Raw genomic sequence first — 22,732 nt, 5'->3', positions numbered from 1 at the left:
TCGCCGGCCGCGTCGCCCGCCGTTGGGGCTGCCAAGGAGGGTGCGGCGAAACCGGCGAAACCGACCGCGGAGTCCCTTTTGCAGGACGGCCGAAACGCGTTCGTCCGCCACGACTATGCCAGCGCCGCGGATGCCGCCGAGCAGGTGCTGGCCCTCAAGGGCGGTGGGCATGCCGTCGATGCGCACTTCCTGCTCGGGGAGTCGCTCGCGGCGCAGCATCAATATCAGAAGGCGGCATTGGCCTTCGATGACACCTACAAAGCCGCGCCGACCGGCCCGCGCGCGCCAGACGCCCTGCTCGGCCTCGCAGACTCCCTGACCGCGATCAACGCCAAGCCTGCCGCCTGCGCGACGCTCGCCAAATTCGCCAAGGAATTTCCCGCCGCGCGTCAGGGTTTGCGTGATCGCGCCCAGACCCTTCGCCAGCGTGCCGCCTGCGGCTGAACGCGCCGCGCCTCCGGTCGGGGAGGAGGAATTCGCCGCTTTGATGGCGCCGCTCGGGCCGTTTGGCGCGCCGCCGCGTCTTGCGCTCGCGGTGTCTGGCGGCGCCGACAGTATGGCCCTCGCCCTGCTCGCCGCGCGCTGGGCCGAGGCGCGTTGCGGAACGGTTTTCGCGGTGATCGTCGATCATGGCTTGCGCCCCGAATCGGCGGCCGAGGCAGCTCTCGCCGGGGCGCGGCTGGCCGGGTGCGGGATTGCCGCGCGCGTGATCCGGCTCGCAGGGCTGGCGCCGGGGCCAGGCCTCTCCGCGCGGGCGCGGGTGGCGCGCTATGCCGCGCTGGTGGCGGCGGCGGCGGCCGGTGGGGCGGCCCATCTGTTGCTCGGCCATCACGCCGGCGATCAGGCGGAGACGCTCTTGATGCGGGCACTTGCGGCGAGCGGCCCGGCCGGGCTCGCCGGCATGGCGGGTTGGTCCCTCGCTGCGGGCGGCGAGATCGCGTTGCTCCGGCCGCTGCTCACCGTGGCGCCGGCGCGGCTTCGCGCCAGTGTGCACGCCGCCGGGCTTGAGTGGGTCGAGGATCCCTCCAACGCCGATCCACGGACGCTTCGCGCGCGTCTGCGCCCACTTGCCGCGATGCCGGCGCGAAGTGCGGGGCTGGCCGCCGCCGCCGCCGCCCGCAGCAAGGCGCGCGCCGCCCGCGATACCGCGATCGCCGCCGCTCTCGCCGCGCGGGCGGCGCTGTTTCCCGAAGGCTATGCCCTGCTCGCGCCCGGCGCGATCGCGCCGGACGCGCTCGCGGCTTTGGTCCGGATGATCGGTGGTCGGCCCTATCCGCCGCCGCGGCGAGCGCTTGCCGGGCTTGCGGCGTTGCTGCGCCCGGCGACACTCGCCGGCGTCCGCTTCTTGCCGGCGGGGCGGCATGGCACCGGGCGATTTCAGGGGGGCTTCCTCCTGGTGCGCGAGCCGGCGGCGCTGGCGCCTCCCGTCCCGGCGCGGCCGGGGGCGGTGTGGGATGGGCGGTTTCGCCTCGGCGCTATCCCGGTCGTGCCGGCGGCGGCGAGCTTCGGGGCGCTGGGTCCGGTCGGCCGCCGCCATTTCCCCGCCGCACGCCACCTGCCGGCGGCGGTTTTGCCCAGCCTCCCCGCGCTGCGGCTTGCCGAGCGGCTGATCGTGCCGCATCTTCTCTGGCCAGAGGCGGCGGTGGCGGCGCAGTATCCGGTGTTTTTCACGCCGCTCGCCGCGGCGGTCGAGGGAAATTGAAGAGAATTGCGAAAATTGACGACATTGACCAAGCGTAAACCGGGCTGGGGTAGGATTGCGGAGGTGGGGTGTCGATTGGGGATGCGAAACCCTCATCGGCACCTTATGTAATGGCGTGAAACCGACCCGGAACATGGCTCGCGCGGGGTCGGGGCGGCTAGGGCGGGTCAGGGTTTCGGCCTCAGGATCGGATCAGAATGAGCAATTTCGGACGTAATCTAGCGCTCTGGGTAGTCATCGCCCTGCTTTTGGTGGTGCTGTTCAACCTTTTTCAGCCTAATTCCGGGCGCCCGGCGGCAAACCAGGTCGCCTATTCGGACTTCATCGCCGACGTCAATGCCGGTCACGTGCGCGACGTGGTGATCCAGGGCCGCACCGTCACCGGCCAGCTCGCCGATGGCCGCGCTTTCCAGACCTATACGCCGGAGGACCCGACCCTAGTCGGGCGCTTGACCGAAAAAGGCGTGCGGGTGATCGCCAAGCCCGAGGATAGCGACGTCAACCCGCTCCTGCATTATCTGCTGTCGTGGTTCCCGATGCTGCTTCTGATCGGCGTCTGGGTCTTTTTTATGCGCCAGATGCAAGCCGGCGGTGGTCGCGCCATGGGGTTTGGCAAATCGCGCGCGCGCTTGCTCACCGAAAAGCAGGGACGTGTCACCTTCGAGGATGTCGCCGGCATCGACGAGGCCAAGGACGAACTTGAGGAAATCGTCGAATTCCTCAAGGATCCGCAGAAATTCCAGCGCCTTGGCGGCAAGATCCCGAAGGGCTGCCTGCTCGTCGGCCCGCCCGGCACTGGCAAAACGCTGCTTGCGCGCGCCATCGCCGGCGAAGCCAATGTGCCGTTCTTCACCATTTCGGGCTCGGATTTCGTCGAGATGTTCGTCGGCGTCGGCGCTTCCCGGGTGCGCGACATGTTCGAGCAGGGCAAGAAGAACGCCCCCTGCATCATCTTCATCGACGAGATCGATGCCGTTGGCCGCCATCGTGGCGCCGGGCTCGGCGGCGGCAATGACGAGCGCGAGCAGACGCTGAACCAGCTTCTCGTCGAGATGGACGGGTTTGAGTCAAACGAGGGCGTGATCCTGATCGCGGCGACCAACCGCCCCGATGTCCTCGATCCGGCCTTGCTCCGCCCCGGCCGTTTCGACCGCCAGGTGGTGGTGCCGAACCCCGACGTGAACGGGCGGGAGAAAATCCTGCGCGTTCATATGCGCAAAGTGCCGCTCGCGAGCGACGTCGATCCCCGCGTCATCGCGCGCGGCACGCCGGGTTTTTCGGGCGCCGATCTCGCCAACCTGGTCAACGAAGCGGCGTTGCTGGCCGCGCGCAACGGCCGCCGAGTGGTCGCGATGGCGGAATTCGAGAACGCCAAGGACAAGGTGATGATGGGCTCCGAGCGGCGCAGCCTGGTGATGAGCGATGACGAGAAGCGCATGACCGCCTATCACGAGGGCGGCCACGCACTTTGCGCGCTGCATCAGCCAGAATGCGATCCCGTCCACAAGGCGACGATCATTCCGCGCGGGCGCGCCCTCGGTCTCGTCATGAGCCTGCCGGAGGGCGATCGCTATTCCAAGAGCCGGTCGAAACTGCTCGCCGAACTCACCATGGCAATGGGCGGGCGCGCCGCCGAGGAAATCATCTTTGGCCCCGACAACGTCTCCAACGGCGCCGCCGGCGATATCAAGATGGCGACCAATCAGGCACGCCGCATGGTCACCGAATGGGGTATGAGTGATGCGCTCGGCATGATCGCCTATGGCGACAATAATCAGGAAGTGTTCCTCGGCTACTCGATGACACAGCAGAAAAACATTTCCGAGGCGACGGCGCGCGCGATCGACGCCGAGATCAAGCGCATCATCGACAACGCCTATGCCAGCGCCAAGAAGATCCTCACCGATCATATCGACGAGCTGCACCGCTTGGCGCAGGGCTTGTTGGAATACGAGACCCTTTCCGGCGATGAGATCAGAACCGTGCTGCGCGGCGAGAAAGTGATCCGCAAGCTCGCCGACGAGCCGGCGGTGGATAGCCGCCGCGCCTCGGTGCCGACGACGGTGCGCCCCGTGCCGCCGGCGACACCACCCGGCGGCCTCGGCCCGGCACCGCTTCCCGGCTGAGCGCGCCCTGCCGCATGCGGCTGATCGAACCTCTCGGCCTGCTCGATGGCGAAGCGGCGTCCGCGGCGGTGGCGCAAGGTTTGGCGCTACCGCTCGCCGGCGGGCGGCTTGCCTTCACCCTCGCTCGGCTGATCGACGAGGGCGGGGCGCGGATCGTTCCAGTGACCGCGATCCCCGACGAGTTCGCGCCGTTGCGCGCGCGCATCACCGCAAAGCCGCCACCCTGGGCCGGGCTTCCCACCGACCGGCCGGCGGTGATGGGCATTCTCAACGTCACCCCCGATAGTTTCAGCGATGGCGGGCGGCATTTCGATCATCAGGCGGCGATCGCCGCCGGCCAGGCGATGGCAGAAGCTGGGGCGGCGATCATCGATGTCGGCGGGGAAAGCACCCGCCCCGGCGCCGAAGCGGTCGCGCCGGACGAGGAGCAACGCCGCGTGCTGCCCGTCATCCGCGCCCTCGCCGCACGCGGCATATTGGTCTCGGCCGATACCCGCCATGCCGCGACCATGGTGGCAGCGCTCGATGCCGGGGCGGCGATCATCAACGACGTCTCCGGCCTCAGCCATGATCCCGACGCCCTGGCGCTGGTCGCGCGGCGCGATTGCGCCGTGGTCTTGATGCATATGCGCGGCACGCCAGCGACGATGAAATCCCTGGCCACCTATGGCGATGTCGCGTACGAGGTCGCCGCCGAACTCGGCGCCCGTCTCGATGCGGCACTTGCCGCAGGCATTGCGTCGGCCCGGATCGCGCTCGATCCGGGCTTCGGTTTCGCCAAAGAGGGGCGGCAGAATCTCGCTCTCATGCGCCGCCTCGCTGTGTTCGCCAATTTCGGCTGCCCGCTGCTGATCGGGGTCTCACGCAAACGCCTGGTTGGCATGGCGTCTGGCGAGGGCGAGGCATCGCGGCGGGCGCCGGGTTCGATCGCCGCCGGACTTTTTGCGCTTGCTCACGGTGCGTTCATTCTTCGTGCGCACGATGTCGCCGAAACCGTCCAGGCGGTGCGGGTTTGGGATAACCTTTCGGAAAGCGAAAGAGTATTATAAGGGGTTCTTCTTTTTCTGAAGAAAAAGAAGCCAAAAGACTTTGACTTGAGGGCCGCGCGGCCGGCGCTCGAGACTCTGGGCAAGCGGGAGTTGCGTTGATGAACAAGATCCGCCGTCTGTTCGGTACCGACGGCATCCGAGGTACGGCGAATGTCGCGCCGATGACGGCGGAAATCGCCCTTCGCCTCGGCCAAGCGGCGGGGGTGGTATTCACCCGCGGCGACCATCGTCATCGCGTCGTCATCGGCAAGGATACGCGGCTGTCCGGCTATCTGATCGAACCCGCGCTCACCGCGGGCTTCATCGGCGCCGGGATGGATGTGGTTCTGGTCGGGCCGCTGCCAACCCCGGCGATCGCCATGCTGACGCGCAGTTTGCGCGCCGATCTCGGGGTGATGATCTCGGCGTCCCACAATCCCTATCAGGATAACGGCATCAAACTCTTCGACCCAGACGGCTATAAGCTCTCGGATACGACCGAGATGGAGATCGAGGCGCTGATGGCGCGTGATCTCGCGGCGCAAATGGCCGCACCCGATCATCTCGGCCGCGCATCGCGTCTGGAAGATGCCTCGGGGCGCTATATCGAGGCCGCGAAGGCGAGCTTTCCGCGCGGGCTTCGCCTCGACGGGCTCAAGATCGTCCTCGATTGCGCCCACGGCGCCGCCTATCGCGTCGCACCCACCGTGCTTTGGGAACTCGGCGCGCAGGTGGTGCCGCTCGGCGTTGCGCCCAACGGCTTCAACATCAATCAGGGCTGCGGCTCGACCGATCCGGCACTGCTCTGCGCGCGGGTGCGCGAGGAAGGCGCCGATCTCGGCATCGCCCTCGATGGCGACGCCGATCGGCTGGTGCTCGCCGATGAAAGCGGCCGGCTGATCGACGGCGATCAGATCCTTGCGCTGATCGCGCGGCGCTGGCGCGACGCCGGGCAGCTCGTCGGCGGCGGCATCGTCGCGACGGTGATGTCCAATCTCGGGCTCGAGCGGTTTCTCGTCGGGCTCGGCCTCGCGCTGCACCGCACCCAGGTGGGGGACCGCTATGTCGCCGAGCGGATGCGCGCCGGCGGGATGAATGTCGGCGGCGAGCAATCCGGGCATCTCATCCTTTCCGATTTCGCGACCACCGGCGATGGCCTGATCGCGGCGTTGCAGGTGCTCGCGGTGCTGGTCGCCGCCGGCGGGCCAGCGAGCGCGGTCTGCAATGTCTTCACGCCGCTGCCGCAGCGGCTGGAGAGCATTCGCTTCAGCGGCCCCTCGCCGCTCGAGGATCGCGAGGTGCAGAAGGTGGTGGCCGCGGCGGAGGCGGCGCTGGCGGGCAACGGCCGGCTGCTCATCCGCCCGAGCGGCACCGAGCCGGTTCTGCGCATCATGGCCGAGGCCGAGGATGAGGCGCTGGTGCAGCGCGTCGTCGGCGAACTTGCGGCGGTGATTTCCACTGCGGCCGCCATCTCAAGCGTGGGCTGAGGGGATGGACGTGGCGCCCCCCCGGATCGGCCGGGTTCTCGTGATCGCCGGCTCCGATTCCGGTGGTGGCGCCGGCATCCAGGCCGATATCAAGACGCTGACCGCGCTTGGCGCCTATGCCGCGACCGCGCTCACCGCGCTCACCATCCAGGATACCGAGCGGGTGCACGAGATTTTTCCCATCCCGCCGGCCTTTCTTGCGCGCCAGATCGCCGTCGCGCTCGATGATCCGGGCGCCGATGCGATCAAGATCGGCATGCTCGGCGGGGTCGCCGCCATCGAGGCGGTTGCCGATGCGCTGGCGCTCGCGGGCCAGGGTTTGCCGGTGGTCATCGATCCGGTGATGTTGGCCAAAGGGGGCGAGGCGCTGCTGGCGGCCGACGCGATGACCGTGTTCAAGCGCCGCCTGCTGCCGTTTGCAACCCTTCTCACGCCGAATATCCCCGAGGCCGAGGCGCTGGCCGGGATGCGCATCCCCGATCGCGACGCGATGCATGACGCGGCGGTGGCGCTCCTCACCCTCGGCGTGCCGGCGGTGCTGCTCAAGGGCGGGCACCTTGCCGGTGAGACCGTCACCGATCTGCTTGCGACGCTAGACGAGGTCGAGACGTTCGAGGCGCCACGCCAGCCGAGCCGCCACACCCACGGCACCGGCTGCACGCTCGCGAGCGCGATCGCCGCCGGGCTCGCCGCCGGCCTCTCGCTGCGCGCTGCGGTCGCGCGGGCGCATGCCTATGTTCAGGCGGCGATCGCCGCCGCCCCCGGCATCGGCCGTGGCCACGGCCCGCTCGGCCACATGGTGACGATCGAGCGGCGCTGGAGGGATGGCTGAGCCGCGGGAGGGTTACTTCCGCTCATGTCGGGAGGTCGCCTCGACGTCCGGCGGCAGATCGAGCCGATAGCCGCCGCCTTCGGTGACGAGGAGGGTCGCGCGGGTCGGGTCGGTCTCGATTTTCTGACGCAGGCGATAAATATGCGTCTCCAGCGTGTGCGTCGTGACGGAGGCGTTGTAGCCCCAGACCTCGTTCAGCAAGATCTGCCGGGGCACTGGCTTCGGATTGGCGCGATAGAGGAATTTCAGGATCGCCGCCTCTTTTTCGGTGAGCCGGATGCGACGGTTTTTGGCCGGCTCCTGCAGCAGCTTCACCGCCGGGCGGAACGTGTAGGGGCCGATCATGAAGACCGCGTCCTCGCTGTTCTCGAAAACCCGTAGCTGAACGCGAAGCCGCGCCAGCAGCTCGGCGAGACGGAAAGGTTTCGCGACATAGTCGTTGGCGCCGGCTTCGAGCCCGCGCACCACATCGGCCTCGTCATCGGCGGCGGTGAGCATGATCACCGGCACTTTGATGCCATTTTTGCGTAATTTGGCGCAGAAATCCCGGCCGTCGCCGTCGGGCAGGCTGACATCGAGGATGACCGCGTCAAATCGCGCATCCTCCTCCGCCAGCCGGGCTTGCGCCTCGGCAAGGCTGGCGGCCTCGGTCACGGCGAACGCGCCGTCCACCGTGAGCTGTTCGGCCAGGGTCTCGCGGAGCGCACGATCGTCGTCAACGAGCAGGATGGGTCGTTCACCGGACATGGGTTCCCTCGTTTGGCATCTGGTGTCCCTGTTGCCGCCGCTTTGGCAGCCATCTTGCGCCGCCGCGCCATCGCGCCCATTTTCTTGAGCGAAAAGCGATGGGTGTTGGCCGCACGCGATGCTGGTGTGGAACGATGTCCGTCCGCGGTCAACCAAGGCGAACCCCCGTGCCAAGCCCGCTTCCCGCTTCCCCGAGCCCGCCCGAGGTCGCTGCGCAGTCTGCGCGAAGCCGCGGAAATCTGCCGTTTTCTGATGCTGAGACGCTGCGTCTCAGGGCGTTGCACCGGGCGATCGGAGATGCACGACGCGGTGTTCCGGTCCTGCTCACGGCGCGACAAGATTTCGTGATCTGCCCCGCCGAGACGCTGACCACGCGGAGCCTTGGCGAGATCGCGGCATTGGCCGAGGCGGCGCCGCAGCTCCTGCTCGCGCCGGCGCGGGCGGCAGCCCTCCTCGGGCGCGCCGTGCGCCAGGATCAGGCGGCGGTCGCGCTCGCGCTCGATCCGGCGCTGCTCGCCCCTGAAACCCTGCGCCATCTCGCCGACCCCACGCTTGCCGCCCATTTGCTGCCGCCTAGCGCCGCGCCGGCGCTGCTCGACCCGGCGCCCGAAGAAGCCGCCGGCGCCCTCGCTCTCGCCAAACTCGCGCGGCTATTGCCGGCGATGGTCGCGGCACCGGCGCGGGTGGACGCGGTGGCGCGGGCAGACGCGCTCGGGCTGCTCACGATCGCGATCGAGGACGTCCTCGCCGGCGCCGATATCGAGGCGGCGAATTTGCGCCGGGTCGCCGAGACGGCGGTGCCGCTGGCCGACGCGCCCGACGCCCGCGTCGTCGCGTTTCGCGCGCCGGACGCCGGCATCGAGCATCTCGCCATCGTCATCGGCGCGCCGGAGAGCGTGGCGACGCCGCTGGTGCGGCTCCATTCGGAGTGTTTCACCGGCGATCTCCTCGGCAGTCTCCGCTGCGATTGCGGCCCGCAATTACGGCTCGCGATCCGCCGCATCGCCGCCGAGGGGGCGGGCGCCGTGCTCTATCTCGCGCAGGAGGGGCGCGGGATCGGCCTCGTCAATAAGCTCCGCGCCTATGCGCTGCAGGATCGCGGCCTCGACACGCTGGACGCCAATCGGGCGCTCGGCTGGGGCGCCGATGAGCGCCGCTTCCTGATCGCCGCCACCATGCTCTCCGAACTCGGCATCCGGCGGCTCCGTCTCCTCACCAACAACCCCGCCAAGGTTGAGGCGCTGGCCGCCTACGGCATCGAGATCGCGGGGCGCGAACCCCTGGTGATCGCCCCGAACGGGGTCAATGATGCCTATCTCGAAACCAAGGCGCGGCGGTTCGAGCATAAATTCTAGAGCAAGGTAGGTTTAGAGCGTGATCGACTTAAACCGATCGCGCTCTAGGCCCGCTTGCCGTCCTCATAGGGGTTTTGGGTCGGGCGGAGATCGATGCGGATCGGGGTGCCGGGGAGGTCGAAGGTCTCGCGCAGACTGTTGACCAGATACCGGCGATAGGCGTCGGGGAGGCGGTCGGCGCGGCCGCCGAACAGCACCAGGGTCGGCGGGCGAGTGCTCGCCTGGGTCGCGTAACGCAGTTTGAGGCGCCGCCCTTCGAGCAAGGGGGGCGGGTTGCGCGCCAAAGCCGCCGCCAGCCAGCGATTGATGTCGCTGGTGCTGATCCGACGGCTCCAAATCTCATAAGCCCGCCGCACCGCCGGCAGGAAGCGCTGAACCCCCTGGCCAGTCGCCGCCGAGAGCGGGACGGTCGCAATGCCGCGTAGCTGCGCGAGGCTCGCCTCCAGCCGCTCGGCGATGGCGCGGCGAGCCTCATCTTGGGCGCGCACGGCGTCCCATTTATTGAGCACGATGACCACGGCGCGGCCTTCCTGCTCGGCAAGGCGCCCGATTTGCAGATCCTGGTCGTGCAGACCAAGGGCGGCGTCGATCACCAGCGCCACCACGTCGGCGCGGCGCAAGGCGGCGAGCGCGGCGGCGGCGGCGAGTTTTTCGACCGGCGCCTCAATCCGCGCCCGCCGCCTGAGGCCGGCGGTGTCGATCAGCTCGATCGCGCCGGCGGCATCGAGGAGCGGTATCCGGATCGCATCCCGGGTGATGCCCGGCTCCGGCCCGGTCAATTGGCGCTCGGCGCCGAGCAGGCGGTTGATCAGGGTCGATTTCCCGGCATTCGGCCGCCCAAGAATGGCAAGCCGGAGCGGCAAGGCGGAGGACGCATCCTTGGTCTCACCGTCTTTTTCTTCGGCATCATCGGGGAGCGCCTCGGCGATATGGCCCATCAGATCGGCGATGCCCTCACCATGCTCGGCCGAGACCGCGATCGGCGCGCCGAGGCCGAGACGATAGGCCTCCAAGGCTTCGGCGCCGCCGCTCCGTCCTTCCGCCTTATTTGCGACCACCAGAACCGGCCGCCCCTGACGCCGCAACCACGCGGCAAAATGCGCATCCGCCGGCGTGATGCCGGCGCGGGCATCGACCACGAGTAAAACGAGATCGGCGCCGGCAACCGCGGTCTCAGCGCCGGCGCGCATCCGCCCCGCCAGCGTCTCGGGCGCTGCTTCCTCGAGCCCGGCGGTATCGACCAGGATGACATCACGCCCGCGGAGCCGCGCCGGCGCCTCCTGAGCGTCGCGGGTGACGCCAGGAAGATCGGCAATCAGCGCGACACGGCGGCCAACGAGGCGATTGAACAGCGTCGATTTGCCGACATTCGGCCGCCCGATGACGACGACGCGGCGGGATTTATCCGTCTTCACGATCCTAACATACTCAAGAAAAAACTTCTTTTTCTGAAGAAAAAGAAGCAAAAAGACTTTTGTCCTGTCTTCTTAGTGTGACGACCGCCGCAGGCACGACGGCACGGGATAAAAGTTTTTTGGTTCTTTTTTTTAAAAAAGAACGAAAACTTACAACTTCCATCAGCGCATCGCCAACAGGGCGCCGTCATTGGTCACCATGTAAACCGTCTTATTGGCGACGATGGGGGACACCGCGACATTGGTCTTTTTGAACTGGATTTGCCCGAGGATCTTGCCGCTATAAGGGCTGAGGGAGAGCACCTGCCCGTTACTGCCGGCGACGATCAGCCGGTCGCTCGCGAGCAAAGGCCCGATCCAGCTGATCGGGTCTTTTTGTTTCTTCGGGTTCATGTAATGCGGCAGCGGCGTGACCCAGGCGACATTACCGTCTGGGATATGGATGGCGGCGGCCTCGGCATCCTCGGAGAGGATGAACACCCAGTCACCGGCGATCCAGGGGGTTTGGCCGCTTGCCACCTCGCGCTCCCAAAGCCGCCGGCCGACATGGAGCTCGATCGCGACCATCAGGCCGCCGAGGCCGATCGCGTAAACGTGATCGCCGGAGACCACCGGCATCGCGGTGATCGAGGAGATGTCGGCGAGCGTGTTGCCGTTGCCGCCCGTGGTGATTTGGTCGCTCCAGGCGAGGGTACCGCTCTCGGCGCGGAGCGCGAGCAGATCGCCCGAGCCGAAGCCGGCGATCACCAGCCCCTGGGCATAGGCCGGCGCCGGCAGGCCGAGCGCCGCCGTCGTCACGGTGGCCGCCGGGTGCATCCAGAGCTGTTTTCCGCCGTTGACGTCGAGGGCGTAGATCTTGTCGTCGATGGTGACGACGAAGATGCGGCCGTCGGCGATCGTCGGGGCGGAGCGAATCGGCATCGCGAGGGCTTGCCGCCAGCGCTCGGTGCCCTTGGCGGGATCGATGGCGACGAGATCGCCGCGACCGGTCGCGGCGAAAAGCAGATCCTGGGCGATCGCGAGGCCGCCGCCGACATTGGTGCTATTGTCCTGCTTGGCGCGGGTATCGAGGCGCCAGCGCCGCGTGCCACGAGCGACGTCGAAGGCTTCGACGACGGCGTCGCTGTCCATGGTGAACACCGTCTGGTCGATGACCACTGGTGTTGCGGTGATTTGGCGGCGGAAACCACCACCGGCGCCGATTGCAACCCGCCAGGCGTCGCCGATTTTGTCGCCGACCTGCAAATGCCCCATGAGATGAGCGGGATTGCCGCCATCCTGGGGCCAGGCGGCGTTGAGGACCGGCGGCGGCAGCATGACCTTGCCGACGCCCTCGGTGACCACGAGGCCGTGGCTCGAATGCACGACATCCTCGCGTTTGCCCTCCAACGGGTGCTTGGGCGTGCTGAGAACGCTGTCCCAATCGAACCAATCACCACAGCCCGAAAGCAGCGCAAGCGGACCGAGCAGGGCGCTGCGGCGGGTCAGGCGCGACATCTTGGCAGCCATTATCCGCCCAGTTCGGCCAGCAGCGCGCCGGCTCGCTGGCGAAGACCGGGCGGTGCTGCCTCATCGTGCAGGAGCGCGGAAAAAATCTTTTTCGCATCATCCCTCTTGCCAAGGCGCAACGCCAGCAGGGCGCGCATTTCGGTGGCAAGCGCGCGATAGGGATCGTCCGGCGACTCGAGTGCCGTAAGACGGGTGGCGAGCATCGCCGGATCGCCATTGTCGAGCTGATGCTGGACGGAGAGCAGCGCCGCGAGCCGGGCGAGGAGCCTGTCGGTATCGCTGGCGTTGGCAAGGCGGTCCCAGATCGCCAGCGCCTCCGGCAGATGGCCGGTTTTCGCGAGCAAGGCCGCTTGCTGGAGCGCTGCCAGATCGCGATAGCCGGGGCCGGCCTCGGGGATAATGGCGGCGAAGCCAGCCAGCGCCTGTTTGGTGTCGGCGGGTTCGGCGGTCGCGGCGTGGACCGCGTCGAGATAGCGGGCGGCGAGTTTTTCGTCCGCCTGGCGTTGGCGCCATTGCCGATATTCGAAGGCACCGGTCGCGGCCAACACGGCAAGGGCGGCGGCGATCAACCAGCCGCCATAGCGAAACAGCAGGCGCCGGGCCCGCTCGGCCCGCAAGTCTTCATCGACTTCCTGAAAAATATCAGACACGCGCAACGCTCCACCGCATTCCGCGGCGGACCATAGCCGGACATCGGCGGCCCGGCAAACGGCGCGAACTGACCGCTTGGCAAGATTATGTTCACTTCTTGGCGGCAGACTAGGAAGCCATGCAACGCTTCCTCATCCTGCTGCTATGCTGCTTTCTGCCCACCGGCTGCGGCACGCCGTGGACGGAGCCGGTGGCGGCCGTCGCCGGCGCGGATCTGGTCAGTGTCATGGCGTTCAAGCGCGACATGTTCGATGTCGTCTGGTCGGGGCTCACCGGGCGGGATTGTTCGGTGGTTCGCCTCGATCGCGGCGAGTCCTATTGCCGCACGGCCGATCCGCCGCTGCCACTGCCGCCCTACTGCACGCACACGCTCGGCGAGGTCAATTGCTGGACCAGCCCGGCGGTGTTGCCGAGCCCGCCCCCCGGGATCGCCGATGCGCCGACGCAGTTGACCCCAGAACAGGAAGCCTACCGCACCCGCACTTGGCCATAAGGGCCATAGACTTTGCAGCGATAAGGCGACCGGGGCTCGCCCCCTCAGGCTTCCGGCCCAGGGCCGGGATCGGGTGTTTCGGGTGGTGGTGGGGCATCAGCGCTGTGGTCAGGGATATCGTCGGATGGCGGAAAATCAGGCGCCGGCGCGTCGTGGCGGCTGCCGTCCGGAAGCCAGCGCGATGCCCGTTCCGCGCGCGCAAGCGCGGTATCGAGCGCCGCCATGGTCGCCGCCAGATCACCGCTCTCATCGCCCATCCAGGCCCGCACCGCCGAGAGCCAAACGGCCAGCAACCCCTTCGCGCGAACCCGGCCGAGCGGCCCGCGCGCCGACACCCCGGCGGCCTCCAACAGCCAGCCCATGCTGTTGAGACTGGCGCAGCCGAGCAACGCCGCGAGCGGCGGCGCAAACGGCAGATAGCGGAGCAGCGCGATGACACCGGCGCGATGCGCCTGCAAGACATCAAAGCGGCGCATCATCATTTCGAACAGCCGATCGCGCACCGAGCCCTCGCTCGGGGCGCCGGCGAGCGCCGCAGCGTCGGCGAGGCGTCCGAAGCGGATCAGCACCATGGCGTTGCGCGGGAATCGGAGCCGGGCGCGCTCCAGCGGCAGGCCGGCGGCCCGCGCCGCGGCGGCGATGGAGAACCGGGGCCAACCTTCGGCGGCGATCGCGGCGAAGGCCTCGGCGAGCAAAAGCCGATCGAATTCAGTGTCGTCCATGACGTTCGCACCTCCTGGTCATGCCCATATCGGTCGGCTCTCCCCGCTGTCACGGGTTTTCCCGCGCCCGCCAATGGGCGACGTTGCGATTATGCTCGTCGAGCGTGCGGGCGAAAACATGCCCGCCACTGCCATCGGCGACGAAATAGAGTGCATCACTCGCCGCAGGGTGGAGCACGGCGAGGATCGCGGCAAGTCCCGGGCTGTCGATCGGCCCCGGCGGCAGGCCCTGGACGTGGTAAGTGTTATAGGGGCTATCGGTGGCGAGGTCGGCGCGCGTCAGCTTGCGCGCCAGGCTGCTTTTACCGCCGCTCACGGCATAGACGACGGTGGTATCGGCCTGCAGGCGCATCCCGGCGCGCAGCCGGTTGAGGAACACGGCGGCAACCAGCGGCCGCTCCTCGGGCCGCGCCGTCTCGTGCTCGACGATGCTGGCGAGAACCACCGCCTGCTCAGGCGTCTCCAGTGGCAGACCCGGCGCCCGCCCGGCCCAGGCGGCGGCGAGGGCGGCCTGCATCGCGGCCTGCGCGCGCGCGACCAAGGCGGCGCGCGCGAGGCCGCGGGGGTAGGCGTAGGTCTCGGGCAGGATCGACCCTTCCGGGATCGGCATCGGGAGCGGGCCCGAAAGCGCCGTTGCGCGTTCGAGCAGGGCGGCGATCTCGACCGCGGTGAGCCCCTCGGGAATCGTGACATGATGCTCCACCGGGCGGGCCTCGCGGAGAATATCGATCACCATGCGCAAGCTTGCATGGGCGGGAAAAGCAAATTCCCCGGCGTGCAGCACGCCGCCGCGATCGATGAGGAGCGCGAGACGGAATAGCCGCGAATCCCTGATGATGCCGGCTGCGGCGAGGGCATCGGCGACGGCGTCGCTGCCGCCATGCGGGACGACGACGTCGGTCGCCTCGGCAAGCGGGCCCGGCCAGTCAAGCAGGCGGGCGACGATCTGCCGCCCGCCGCCGATCAGCGCATTGGCAAGCACCACCGCCCAGAATAGCCGGCTGAGCCAGCGCCCGCTCGGCCACCAACCGCTGGGATTTCGTCGCCACCAGCGGCGGGGTTCGGGCGGCGGCTCAGGGGGCGGCGCGGAAGATGATGCTGGCGTTGGTGCCGCCAAAGCCGAAACTGTTGGAGAGCGCGGCGCGGATCGGCCGCTCCTGGGCGCTGTTCGCGACGCGGTCGATCACGCTCGCGCGGCTCGGCGCGTCGAGATTGAGGGTCGGTGGCGCGACGCCGTCGCGGATCGCGAGAACGGAGAACACTGCCTCGACCGCGCCGGCGGCGCCGAGCAGGTGCCCGGTTGCGGATTTGGTCGAGGACATCGCGAGCCCCCGTGCCGCATTTCCGAATAATCGCTCGACGGCTTCGAGTTCGAGGTCGTCGCCGAGCGGTGTCGAAGTGCCGTGGGCGTTGACATAGTGGATGTCTTCGGGGCTGAGGTCGGCGTCGCGCAGCGCATGGCGCATGGCGCGAAACGCCCCTTCATGGCCTTCGGCCGGGGCGGTGATGTGATGGGCGTCACCTGAGAGGCCGTAGCCGGCGATTTCGGCATAGATCTTGGCGCCGCGCCGGCGCGCATGCTCGTATTCCTCGAGCACCAGCACCGCCGCCCCCTCGCCCATCACGAAACCGTCGCGATCCTTGTCCCATGGCCGCGAGGCGCGCGTCGGCTGGTCGTTGAAGCCGGTGGAAAGCGCGCGTGAGGCACAGAATCCGCCGATGCCGAGCGCGCAGACCGCGGCCTCGGCGCCGCCGGCGAGCATCAATTCGGCGTCACCATAAGCGATCAGCCGCGCCGCATCGCCGATCGCATGCACGCCGGTCGCGCAGGCGGTAACGGCGGAGTGGTTGGGGCCCTTGAGACGGTATTTGATCGAGACATGGCCGGAGACCAGATTGATCAGCGCCGACGGGATGAAGAACGGCGAGAGCCGCCGCACTTTCCCTTCATGCACCTGCACCGAGGCCTCATAGATCGCCTGCAGCCCGCCGATCCCCGAGCCGATCATCACCCCGGCGGCGCAGCTTTCCTCTTCGGTTTCGGGCTGCCAGCCGCAATCCTCCATCGCCTCGCTCGCGGCGACGATGCCGAGCTGGATGAAGCGATCCATCTTTTTGTGGTCCTTGGGCGGAATCCACTCGGCAACGTCGAGCTTGCCTTCGGCGCGGGCGCCCTGCGGCACCTGGCCCGCGATTTTCGCCGGCAAATCACTGACATCGAAGGACTGGATGGCGGAGATGCCGGAGGCCCCGGCGATCAACCGCTGCCATACCGGCGCGACGCCGACCCCGAGGGGACAGGCAATGCCCATCCCGGTCACCACCACCCGGCGCTCCCGCGTCACCGCGCGCATCCCGCTCGACCGCCCGCCTCAGGCCGCCTTCTGTTTTTCGATGTAGTCGATGGCGTCCTTGACGGTGCTGATCTTCTCCGCCGCGTCCTCGGGAATCTCGACCCCGAACGCCTCTTCGAAGGCCATCACCAGCTCGACGGTATCGAGGCTGTCCGCCCCGAGGTCGTCGATGAAGGAGGCTTCCGACGTCACCTTCGATTCCTCGACGCCAAGATGCTCAACCACGATTTTCTTCACCTTTTCGGCGATCTCGCTCATCAGTTCCTCAGCTCCTGTGTGCCGGCTTTGCCAACGCGCCCCGGCTGACGCGCTCAGACGTCGACCCGCCCGAGGCAATCCCATCGCCGCCGGCCGGAACAATCTCCCGCGCGCTTAGCACGGTTTGCAAGACCGCGCCAACACGGCAAGCGGGGATTTTCCAGCGGCAGGTCACAGCATCGCCATGCCACCATTGACATGGAGCGTCGCGCCGGTGACCCAAGCCGCCGCATCCGAGGCGAGATAGACCACGGCGCCGGCGATATCGTCCGGCCGACCGAGGCGCCCGAGCGGGATGCGCTGAGCCAGCGCCTGGCGCTGCGCCTCTGGCAACACGTCGGTCATCGCGGTCTCGATGAACCCCGGGGCGACGACATTGACGGTGACCCCGCGCGAGGCGACTTCCTGGGCCAAAGCTTTGCTCATGCCGACGAGACCAGCCTTGGCGGCGGCATAATTGGCCTGGCCAGCATTGCCGGTTGCACCGACGATGCTGGAAATGCTGATGATTCGTCCCACTCGCCGGCGCAGCATGCCCTTGAGTGCGGCGCGGGCAAGGCGGAACGGTGCGGCGAGATCGACCTCGATCACCGCCTGCCAATCGGCATCCTTCATGCGCAGCGCAAGCCCATCGCGGGTCAGGCCGGCATTGTTGACCAGGATATCGACCGGCCCCGCCGCCGCTTCCGCCGCCGCGATCAGGCTTTCGGCGGCCTCGGGAAGGGCGAGATCGGCGGGCGCGACGACCGCCTGCGCGCCGAGTTCGGCGGCAAGCGCCTCCAGTGCGGCAACGCGGGTGCCCGACAGCACGACCGTCGCCCCCTGGACATGGAGCGCGCGCGCGATTGCCGCACCAATGCCGCCCGAGGCGCCGGTGATCAATGCAACTCTGCCATCCAGCCGGAACATGGTGTGATCCTCAAAGGCGTCTCAGCAAGGCGTCGATCTCGGCCGGTGTGCCGGCGGCGCTGATCGCGATATCCGCCGGCGCGATGCGGCGCACCAGGCCACTCAACACCTGGCCGGCCCCGAGTTCGACGAAACTATCGACGCCGAACGCCAGCATGGCAAGAACGCTTTCCCGCCAGCGCACTGTCCCCGTCACCTGGCGGACGAGCCACTCACGGATCTGGGCGGGATCGGTCACTTTGGTCGCGGTGACATTGGCGACCAGCGGCACCACCGGCGGCATCAGCGTCGCATGCGCCAGCGCCTCCGCCATAGCGTCGGCCGCCGGGGCCATCAGCGCGCAATGAAACGGCGCCGAGACCGGGAGCTTCATCGCCCGCTTGCCGCGTGCCTTGGCCTCCGCCATCGCGCGCGCCACCGCCCCGGCATGGCCGGAGATCACCACCTGCCCGCCGCCATTGTCGTTGGCCGGCTGCACCACCTCGCGCCCATCGGGGCCCTCCGCCGCCGCCTCACAGATCGCCGCCGCGGCCTCGAGATCGACCCCAAGGAGCGCCGCCATCGCCCCCTCGCCGGGCGCAACGCATCGCTGCATCGCGGCGCCGCGCAGGCGCAGCAATTTTGCCGTCGCCGCGACATCGAGTGCGCTCGCCGCGGCAAGCGCGCTGTATTCTCCAAGTGAATGGCCCGCGACCGCCGCCACCCGTTCGCCGAGTACGAACCCGCCCTCGCGCTCCAGCACGCGCAAAACCGCGAGCGAAACCGCCATCAGCGCCGGTTGGGCGTTTTCGGTCAGCGTCAGGGTCTCGGCCGGCCCCTCGAACATCAGCCGCGAGAGATTTTGGCCAAGCGTGTCGTCGACCTCCTGGAACAGTTCGCGCGCCGCCGGGAACGCGGCGGCGAGATCGCGCCCCATACCGACGGTCTGACTCCCCTGGCCGGGAAAAATGAACGCATGCACCATGGCGTTTCCTCACACCGATCAACCGCCGCGCCTATCGCCCGGGGGCGCTGGTGTCAATGTGCGAACGAAGGCGCCGGCGGCAGCGCGAGCGCGGCCAGGGTTGCCCGAAGATCGGCGATGCCGGCGCCGGTTTCGGCGCTGGTTGCGATGATGTCGGGATGGGCCGCGGTGTGGGCCCGGGCGAGACGCGCGACCTCGGCCTGCTTTGCCGCAAATTGCGGCGGCGTCACCGCGTCGCATTTGGTGAGGACGAGCTGGAAGCTCACCGCCGCCTGATCGAGGAGCGCCATCACCGCGCCATCGGCGGGCTTGGCCTCGATGCGCGCATCGAGCAGCAGCAGCACCCGGCAGAGACCCGGGCGGCCGCGCAGATAAGCGAACATCAGCCCCTGCCAGTCCGCTTTCACCGTCTTCGCCGCCTCGGCATAGCCATAGCCAGGCATGTCGACCAGCATCAGCCGTGTGCCGACGGCAAAGAAATTGAGCTGCTGCGTGCGCCCCGGGCGGTTGGAGACGCGCGCGAGCAGCCGCCGGCCGGTGAGCGCGTTGACCAGCGAGGATTTGCCGACATTGGAGCGGCCGGCGAAGGCGATCTCGGGCGGGCCCGGCGGCGGCAACTGGGCGAGGCTTTGGGCGGCATGGACGAAGCGGCTCTCGGCCGCGAACAGCGTCACGCCGGCAGCGATTGCGGTCTCGTCCTCACTTTTTTCCTGCATGGCGGCGGTGGGCAGCGGGTTCAGGTCTGCGCCGGCTTGGTCTTTTTCCCCCGCTCGGGGCCGAGATGGGCCGAGCGCATGATCAGCCATTGCTGGCCGATCGAGAGCAGATTGTTCCAAGTCCAGTAGATCACCAGGCCGGCCGGAAAACGCGCCAACATGAAGGTGAAGATCACCGGCATGAACTGGAACATCCGCGCCTGCACGGGATCGGGCGGCGGCGGATTGAGCTTCTGCTGGAGGAACATCGAAACGCCCATCAGCAGCGGCCAGACGCCGAGATGGAGAAAGGGCGAAATCTGTGTCGGATCGAAGGGGATGAGGCCGAACAGATTGAAGACATTGCTCGGATCCGGCGCCGAGAGGTCGCGGATCCAGCCGAAGAACGGCGCCTGACGCATCTCGATGGTTACGAAAATCACCTTATAGAGCGAAAAGAACACCGGCACCTGGATCAGCATAGGGAGGCAGCCGCTCGCCGGGTTGACGCCTTCGGCCTTGTAAAGCGCCATCATCTCCTGCTGCTGACGCGCCGGATCATCCTTGTAGCGCTCGCGCATGGCCTGCATCTTCGGGCCGAGAAGACGCATTTTTCCCATCGACTTATAGGATTTGTTGGCGAGCGGGAAAAACAGCGCCTTGACGAACACGGTAAAGGCCATGATCGCGAGGCCAAAATTGCCGAGCCGCTGATAGAGCCAGTCGATGGCATAGAAAAACGGCTTGGTGAGGAAGTAAAACCAGCCGAAATCCACTGCCTTGTCGAAGCTCGGAATACCGAGAGTGCGCTCATAGCGGTCGAGCAGATGGACTTCCTTGGCGCCGGCGAAGACATGCAGCGTCGTTGTCGCCTCCGCGCCGGGGGCGATGGTTTGCGGGGTCGCTGGCGTGAAATCGACTTGATAACCGGTTTCGCTGCCGAGCGTGACATCGCGGAAGGCGACGCGTTCGTCGCTCGTCTGCGGCGGGATCAGGGCGGTCAGCCAGTATTTGTCGGTGATGCCGGCCCAGCCGCCGGGGGCGGTCGCCTCATAAGCGAGGCCGCCGGTGCGTTCGCCGGCGCTTTTCGCCTTGGCGTAGGTGAGTTCCTGCAAGCGCCCGCCAATGACGCCGAGCAGCCCCTCATGGAGGATGTAATAGCCCGCCGTTGGCGGCGTATAATCGCGGCGGATGCGCGCCCAGGGGAACAGCAGAACCGGCGTTCCGGTGGTGTTGGTGACGCTCTGGCGGACCGTGAACATGTAATTGTCATCGACCGCGAGGGTAAGCGCAAAGTGCAGCCCGGCGCCATTGTCCCAGGTCAGCGTGACCGGCGTCGCCGGCGTCAAGGTCGGGGCGGACGCGGTCCAGAGCGTGGTGCTGTCAGGAAGTGGCAGCATCGTCCCGGCCGGCGCGCTCCACCCGAACTGCACATAATACGCTGTGCTGGTGCCGGGGCGGGCGAGCAATGGCACCAGCGGCGAAGACGGTGCGACCGTTTCATGATAATCGCGCAGCACCAGATCGTCGAGCCGCGCGCCACGCAGGCCGAGGCTGCCGGCGAGGCGCGGTGCGGCGATCGCAAGGCGGGGGCCGGAGGTCGCTGGCGCCTCGGCGGCGCCGGCGCCGGCGCCGGCCGCAACCGAGGGCGCGCTCGGCGGCGCGGTTTCGGCGGTCGGGGTCGACGGCATCGCCGGCGGCGGTGCGACGCGCTTGTAAACAAGCTGAAAACCAATGAGGATCGCGATCGAGAGGGCGATCGCGAGGATCAGGCGGCGTTGTTCCATGGTCAAGCGGTCCGGCGGCTTCTGGTGGCGGGCGGCGGCACCGGGTCGATCCCGCCCGCCATCCACGGATTGCAGCGGAGAATCCGCCAAAGCGCGAGGCCGCCACCGCGCCAGGCGCCATGCCCACGGAGCGCGGCCAAGGCATAAGCGCTGCAACTCGGGTGATAGCGGCAATGGCCGCCGATCAGCGGCCGGAGCAGCCATTGATAGAGCCGGACCACGAGGATGAGGAGGGCGGCCGGCGGGCTCGGGCGTTGCGGCATGGCCGGGTCTTGCTCGGCGGGCGTGGGGCTTGAGGTGGCGGGCATCACGGCGCGACCTTCATGATCGCGTGCACGAGATCGGCGCGCAGCAGCGCGAACGGGCGCCGCGCGGTGTCGCGCCGGGCGATCAGCACGAAATCGGCCCCGTCCAGCGTGTGCTCGGCGACATGGAGCCGCACCGCCTCGCGAAGCCGTCGCCGCGCCCGGTTGCGGATGACCGCGTTGCCGATCTTACGGGTCGCGGTGAAGCCGAAGCGGGCGGGTGCGCCGGTCGCGAGCGCTTGCAAAACCAAGCCGCTCGTCTGCACTTTCCGCCCCTTGGCGGCGACCGCGAGAAACTCCGCCCGCCGTTTCAGGCGCGGCGGCGGCTTCGCTTTCGCGCCAGCAAGGACGGTCATCGCCGGGGCAAACCGCCGCGGCCGGTCACGCCGACAGGCGCTTGCGGCCCTTGGCGCGACGGGCGGCCAAAACCTTGCGTCCGCCGACGGTGGCCATGCGGGCACGAAAGCCGTGGCGGCGTTTGCGGACCAGCTTCGAGGGTTGATAGGTGCGCTTCACGACGCTCTCCACATCAGGGGCATGCTACAAAGGCGGGTGCCGACCGATCGGACCCGCCGCCGGGCGGTGGTATAGGGGCAGGGCGGCGATTGCGTCAATCACCTGACGCGGCGCATGATGGCTAGCATGAGGAAATCGCGAATCGCCATGACGCGCATCATGCTTCTGGGGCTGTTCGTCGCGATCGCCGCTGCCATCGCTGCCTTCGGCGTGCCGGGTTGGCTGAGTTGGGCGGCGCTGGCCGCGCACCAGACGGAGTTGCGCGATGTCGCGGCGCGTCACCCCGCCGGCGCGGCGGCGGCCTATATCTTGGTTTATTGCGCGGTGGTCGCGCTTTCGGTGCCGGGCGGCGGCGTGCTCACGCTCGCGGGCGGGCTGATGTTCGGCCCCTGGCGGGGCGCTCTCTTCGCTGTCCTCGGCGCGAGTTCGGGGGCGGTGTTGCTGTTTTTGCTGGCGCGGAGCGTGTTCGCCGCGCCGCTCGCGCGTCGGCTCGGGGGCTTTGCCGAGCGGCTGCGCGATGGCTTGGCGCGCGACGGGTTCAACTACCTGTTGGCGCTGCGGCTGGTGCCGGTGGTGCCGTTCTGGCTGGTCAATCTCGCGCCGGCGCTGCTCGGCATGCCGCTCCTCCCCTATGCCGGCGCGACCGTTCTCGGGATCATCCCGGCGAGCGTGGTGTTCGCCGGCGTCGGCGCCGGATTGGGCGATGTGCTGGCGGCGGGACATGCGCCCGATTCGCGGCTGCTTTTTGCGCCGCGCTTCCTGTTGCCGCTGCTCGGTCTTGCGGCACTCGCGCTGTTGCCGACGCTGTGGCGGCGGTGGCGAGCGTGTTCCGCATGATAAAACGGGCCAAATCCCTGGGTCGAGACATAAATCCTCT

Annotated in this window: 24 protein-coding genes; 9 read left to right on the top strand and 15 right to left on the bottom strand. The window is 68.1% G+C overall.

From position 1 onward, the window contains the following. The 6 genes from ACP5M5_RS07125 to thiD all read left to right on the top strand — a co-directional run. Positions 1–444, top strand: a 444-nt coding sequence (locus ACP5M5_RS07125; RefSeq protein ID WP_427936431.1) for a tetratricopeptide repeat protein, incomplete at its 5' end; no start/stop codon positions are given. Next, the gene (gene tilS, locus ACP5M5_RS07120; RefSeq protein ID WP_427936430.1) at positions 401–1,702 is read left to right on the top strand and encodes a tRNA lysidine(34) synthetase TilS; all 1,302 of its coding nucleotides are present in this window, start codon (positions 401–403) and stop codon (positions 1,700–1,702) included. The genes ACP5M5_RS07125 and tilS, both read left to right, overlap by 44 nt. 197 nt (positions 1,703–1,899) lie before the next feature. Further along, positions 1,900–3,828, top strand: a complete 1,929-nt coding sequence (gene ftsH / locus ACP5M5_RS07115) for an ATP-dependent zinc metalloprotease FtsH (RefSeq protein ID WP_427936429.1) — start codon at positions 1,900–1,902, stop codon at positions 3,826–3,828. A gap of 14 nt (positions 3,829–3,842) precedes the next feature. Next, a complete protein-coding gene (gene folP / locus ACP5M5_RS07110) occupies positions 3,843–4,877 on the top strand; it encodes a dihydropteroate synthase (RefSeq protein ID WP_427936428.1) in 1,035 nt (344 codons plus the stop codon). Between the two features lie 98 nt (positions 4,878–4,975). Further along, on the top strand, positions 4,976–6,343 hold the full coding sequence (gene glmM / locus ACP5M5_RS07105; protein ID WP_427936427.1) for a phosphoglucosamine mutase: 1,368 nt from the start codon (positions 4,976–4,978) through the stop codon (positions 6,341–6,343). A gap of 4 nt (positions 6,344–6,347) precedes the next feature. After that, positions 6,348–7,175 (top strand): bifunctional hydroxymethylpyrimidine kinase/phosphomethylpyrimidine kinase, encoded by an 828-nt coding sequence (thiD, locus tag ACP5M5_RS07100; protein ID WP_427936426.1) that lies wholly within the window; start codon positions 6,348–6,350, stop codon positions 7,173–7,175. Between the two features lie 12 nt (positions 7,176–7,187). On the opposite strand, the gene ACP5M5_RS07095 is transcribed toward thiD, so the two are convergent. After that, the gene (locus ACP5M5_RS07095) at positions 7,188–7,922 is read right to left on the bottom strand and encodes a response regulator transcription factor (protein ID WP_427936424.1); all 735 of its coding nucleotides are present in this window, start codon (positions 7,920–7,922) and stop codon (positions 7,188–7,190) included. Positions 7,923–8,266: 344 nt separating this feature from the next. Between ACP5M5_RS07095 and ribA the strand changes: the two genes are divergently transcribed. Further along, the gene (gene ribA / locus ACP5M5_RS07090; protein ID WP_427936422.1) at positions 8,267–9,277 is read left to right on the top strand and encodes a GTP cyclohydrolase II; all 1,011 of its coding nucleotides are present in this window, start codon (positions 8,267–8,269) and stop codon (positions 9,275–9,277) included. A gap of 44 nt (positions 9,278–9,321) precedes the next feature. On the opposite strand, the gene der is transcribed toward ribA, so the two are convergent. The 3 genes from der to ACP5M5_RS07075 all read right to left on the bottom strand — a co-directional run bounded on the left by der (position 9,322) and on the right by ACP5M5_RS07075 (position 12,851). Then, positions 9,322–10,692, bottom strand: a complete 1,371-nt coding sequence (der, locus tag ACP5M5_RS07085; RefSeq protein WP_427936420.1) for a ribosome biogenesis GTPase Der — start codon at positions 10,690–10,692, stop codon at positions 9,322–9,324. Between the two features lie 162 nt (positions 10,693–10,854). Then, entirely contained in the window at positions 10,855–12,189 is a 1,335-nt protein-coding gene (locus ACP5M5_RS07080; protein ID WP_427936419.1) for a PQQ-binding-like beta-propeller repeat protein, read from the bottom strand. Between the two features lie 11 nt (positions 12,190–12,200). Continuing rightward, positions 12,201–12,851: a tetratricopeptide repeat protein gene (locus tag ACP5M5_RS07075; protein ID WP_427936417.1), complete on the bottom strand. Its 651-nt coding sequence runs from the start codon at positions 12,849–12,851 to the stop codon at positions 12,201–12,203. A gap of 119 nt (positions 12,852–12,970) precedes the next feature. Here ACP5M5_RS07075 and ACP5M5_RS07070 point away from each other — a divergent pair, with 119 nt between their 5' ends. After that, positions 12,971–13,345: a hypothetical protein gene (locus ACP5M5_RS07070; protein WP_427936416.1), complete on the top strand. Its 375-nt coding sequence runs from the start codon at positions 12,971–12,973 to the stop codon at positions 13,343–13,345. 44 nt (positions 13,346–13,389) lie between these two features. Here ACP5M5_RS07070 and ACP5M5_RS07065 read toward each other — a convergent pair whose 3' ends face one another. The 11 genes from ACP5M5_RS07065 to rpmH all read right to left on the bottom strand — a co-directional run bounded on the left by ACP5M5_RS07065 (position 13,390) and on the right by rpmH (position 21,855). After that, positions 13,390–14,067, bottom strand: a complete 678-nt coding sequence (locus tag ACP5M5_RS07065; protein WP_427936415.1) for a TetR family transcriptional regulator — start codon at positions 14,065–14,067, stop codon at positions 13,390–13,392. A gap of 49 nt (positions 14,068–14,116) precedes the next feature. Continuing rightward, the gene (gene mltG, locus ACP5M5_RS07060) at positions 14,117–15,049 is read right to left on the bottom strand and encodes an endolytic transglycosylase MltG (RefSeq protein WP_427936434.1); all 933 of its coding nucleotides are present in this window, start codon (positions 15,047–15,049) and stop codon (positions 14,117–14,119) included. Positions 15,050–15,140: 91 nt separating this feature from the next. Continuing rightward, positions 15,141–16,421 carry a beta-ketoacyl-ACP synthase II gene (fabF, locus tag ACP5M5_RS07055; protein ID WP_427936414.1) on the bottom strand — a complete coding sequence of 427 codons (1,281 nt, stop codon included), beginning with the start codon at positions 16,419–16,421 and terminating at the stop codon, positions 15,141–15,143. Between the two features lie 18 nt (positions 16,422–16,439). Further along, the gene (locus tag ACP5M5_RS07050; protein WP_114910783.1) at positions 16,440–16,679 is read right to left on the bottom strand and encodes an acyl carrier protein; all 240 of its coding nucleotides are present in this window, start codon (positions 16,677–16,679) and stop codon (positions 16,440–16,442) included. A gap of 171 nt (positions 16,680–16,850) precedes the next feature. Further along, positions 16,851–17,588 (bottom strand): 3-oxoacyl-[acyl-carrier-protein] reductase, encoded by a 738-nt coding sequence (fabG, locus tag ACP5M5_RS07045; protein WP_427936413.1) that lies wholly within the window; start codon positions 17,586–17,588, stop codon positions 16,851–16,853. A 10-nt stretch (positions 17,589–17,598) separates the two neighbouring features. Continuing rightward, positions 17,599–18,552: an ACP S-malonyltransferase gene (fabD, locus tag ACP5M5_RS07040; protein ID WP_427936412.1), complete on the bottom strand. Its 954-nt coding sequence runs from the start codon at positions 18,550–18,552 to the stop codon at positions 17,599–17,601. Positions 18,553–18,605: 53 nt separating this feature from the next. Further along, positions 18,606–19,268: a ribosome biogenesis GTP-binding protein YihA/YsxC gene (gene yihA, locus ACP5M5_RS07035; protein ID WP_427936411.1), complete on the bottom strand. Its 663-nt coding sequence runs from the start codon at positions 19,266–19,268 to the stop codon at positions 18,606–18,608. 20 nt (positions 19,269–19,288) lie between these two features. Continuing rightward, positions 19,289–21,034 (bottom strand): membrane protein insertase YidC, encoded by a 1,746-nt coding sequence (gene yidC / locus ACP5M5_RS07030; protein WP_427936410.1) that lies wholly within the window; start codon positions 21,032–21,034, stop codon positions 19,289–19,291. Between the two features lie 2 nt (positions 21,035–21,036). Further along, positions 21,037–21,297 carry a membrane protein insertion efficiency factor YidD gene (gene yidD, locus ACP5M5_RS07025; protein WP_427936409.1) on the bottom strand — a complete coding sequence of 87 codons (261 nt, stop codon included), beginning with the start codon at positions 21,295–21,297 and terminating at the stop codon, positions 21,037–21,039. A gap of 44 nt (positions 21,298–21,341) precedes the next feature. Then, positions 21,342–21,695, bottom strand: a complete 354-nt coding sequence (gene rnpA / locus ACP5M5_RS07020) for a ribonuclease P protein component (RefSeq protein WP_427936408.1) — start codon at positions 21,693–21,695, stop codon at positions 21,342–21,344. 25 nt (positions 21,696–21,720) lie between these two features. Further along, complete coding sequence (rpmH, locus tag ACP5M5_RS07015) at positions 21,721–21,855, bottom strand: 50S ribosomal protein L34 (RefSeq protein ID WP_114913584.1); 135 nt, start codon at positions 21,853–21,855, stop codon at positions 21,721–21,723. A 147-nt stretch (positions 21,856–22,002) separates the two neighbouring features. Between rpmH and ACP5M5_RS07010 the strand changes: the two genes are divergently transcribed. Then, positions 22,003–22,692, top strand: coding sequence for a TVP38/TMEM64 family protein (locus ACP5M5_RS07010; protein WP_427936406.1), 690 nt, complete (start codon positions 22,003–22,005; stop codon positions 22,690–22,692). Positions 22,693–22,732 lie beyond the last annotated feature (40 nt).

Source organism: Acidibrevibacterium sp. (assembly GCF_049965395.1).
In the GTDB taxonomy this organism is placed as follows: domain Bacteria; phylum Pseudomonadota; class Alphaproteobacteria; order Acetobacterales; family Acetobacteraceae; genus Acidibrevibacterium; species Acidibrevibacterium fodinaquatile.
Note: the sequence above shows the minus strand (reverse complement) of the source record. Positions and strands in the feature narration are given on the sequence as shown.

Bases quoted from the DNA above. Each gene is read 5' to 3' on its own strand.
- thiD (WP_427936426.1), top strand. From the start codon at position 6,348: ATGGACGTGGCGCCCCCCCGGATCGGCCGGGTTCTCGTGATCGCCGGC.
- fabF (WP_427936414.1), bottom strand. From the start codon at position 16,421: ATGCGCGCGGTGACGCGGGAGCGCCGGGTGGTGGTGACCGGGATGGGC.
- yihA (WP_427936411.1), bottom strand. From the start codon at position 19,268: ATGCAGGAAAAAAGTGAGGACGAGACCGCAATCGCTGCCGGCGTGACG.
- folP (WP_427936428.1), top strand. From the start codon at position 3,843: ATGCGGCTGATCGAACCTCTCGGCCTGCTCGATGGCGAAGCGGCGTCC.
- fabD (WP_427936412.1), bottom strand. From the start codon at position 18,552: ATGGTGCATGCGTTCATTTTTCCCGGCCAGGGGAGTCAGACCGTCGGT.
- fabG (WP_427936413.1), bottom strand. From the start codon at position 17,588: ATGTTCCGGCTGGATGGCAGAGTTGCATTGATCACCGGCGCCTCGGGC.
- ACP5M5_RS07070 (WP_427936416.1), top strand. From the start codon at position 12,971: ATGCAACGCTTCCTCATCCTGCTGCTATGCTGCTTTCTGCCCACCGGC.
- ACP5M5_RS07065 (WP_427936415.1), bottom strand. From the start codon at position 14,067: ATGGACGACACTGAATTCGATCGGCTTTTGCTCGCCGAGGCCTTCGCC.
- ACP5M5_RS07095 (WP_427936424.1), bottom strand. From the start codon at position 7,922: ATGTCCGGTGAACGACCCATCCTGCTCGTTGACGACGATCGTGCGCTC.
- glmM (WP_427936427.1), top strand. From the start codon at position 4,976: ATGAACAAGATCCGCCGTCTGTTCGGTACCGACGGCATCCGAGGTACG.
- yidC (WP_427936410.1), bottom strand. From the start codon at position 21,034: ATGGAACAACGCCGCCTGATCCTCGCGATCGCCCTCTCGATCGCGATC.
- ACP5M5_RS07050 (WP_114910783.1), bottom strand. From the start codon at position 16,679: ATGAGCGAGATCGCCGAAAAGGTGAAGAAAATCGTGGTTGAGCATCTT.
- yidD (WP_427936409.1), bottom strand. From the start codon at position 21,297: ATGCCGCAACGCCCGAGCCCGCCGGCCGCCCTCCTCATCCTCGTGGTC.
- ACP5M5_RS07080 (WP_427936419.1), bottom strand. From the start codon at position 12,189: ATGTCGCGCCTGACCCGCCGCAGCGCCCTGCTCGGTCCGCTTGCGCTG.
- rnpA (WP_427936408.1), bottom strand. From the start codon at position 21,695: ATGACCGTCCTTGCTGGCGCGAAAGCGAAGCCGCCGCCGCGCCTGAAA.
- ftsH (WP_427936429.1), top strand. From the start codon at position 1,900: ATGAGCAATTTCGGACGTAATCTAGCGCTCTGGGTAGTCATCGCCCTG.
- ACP5M5_RS07010 (WP_427936406.1), top strand. From the start codon at position 22,003: ATGACGCGCATCATGCTTCTGGGGCTGTTCGTCGCGATCGCCGCTGCC.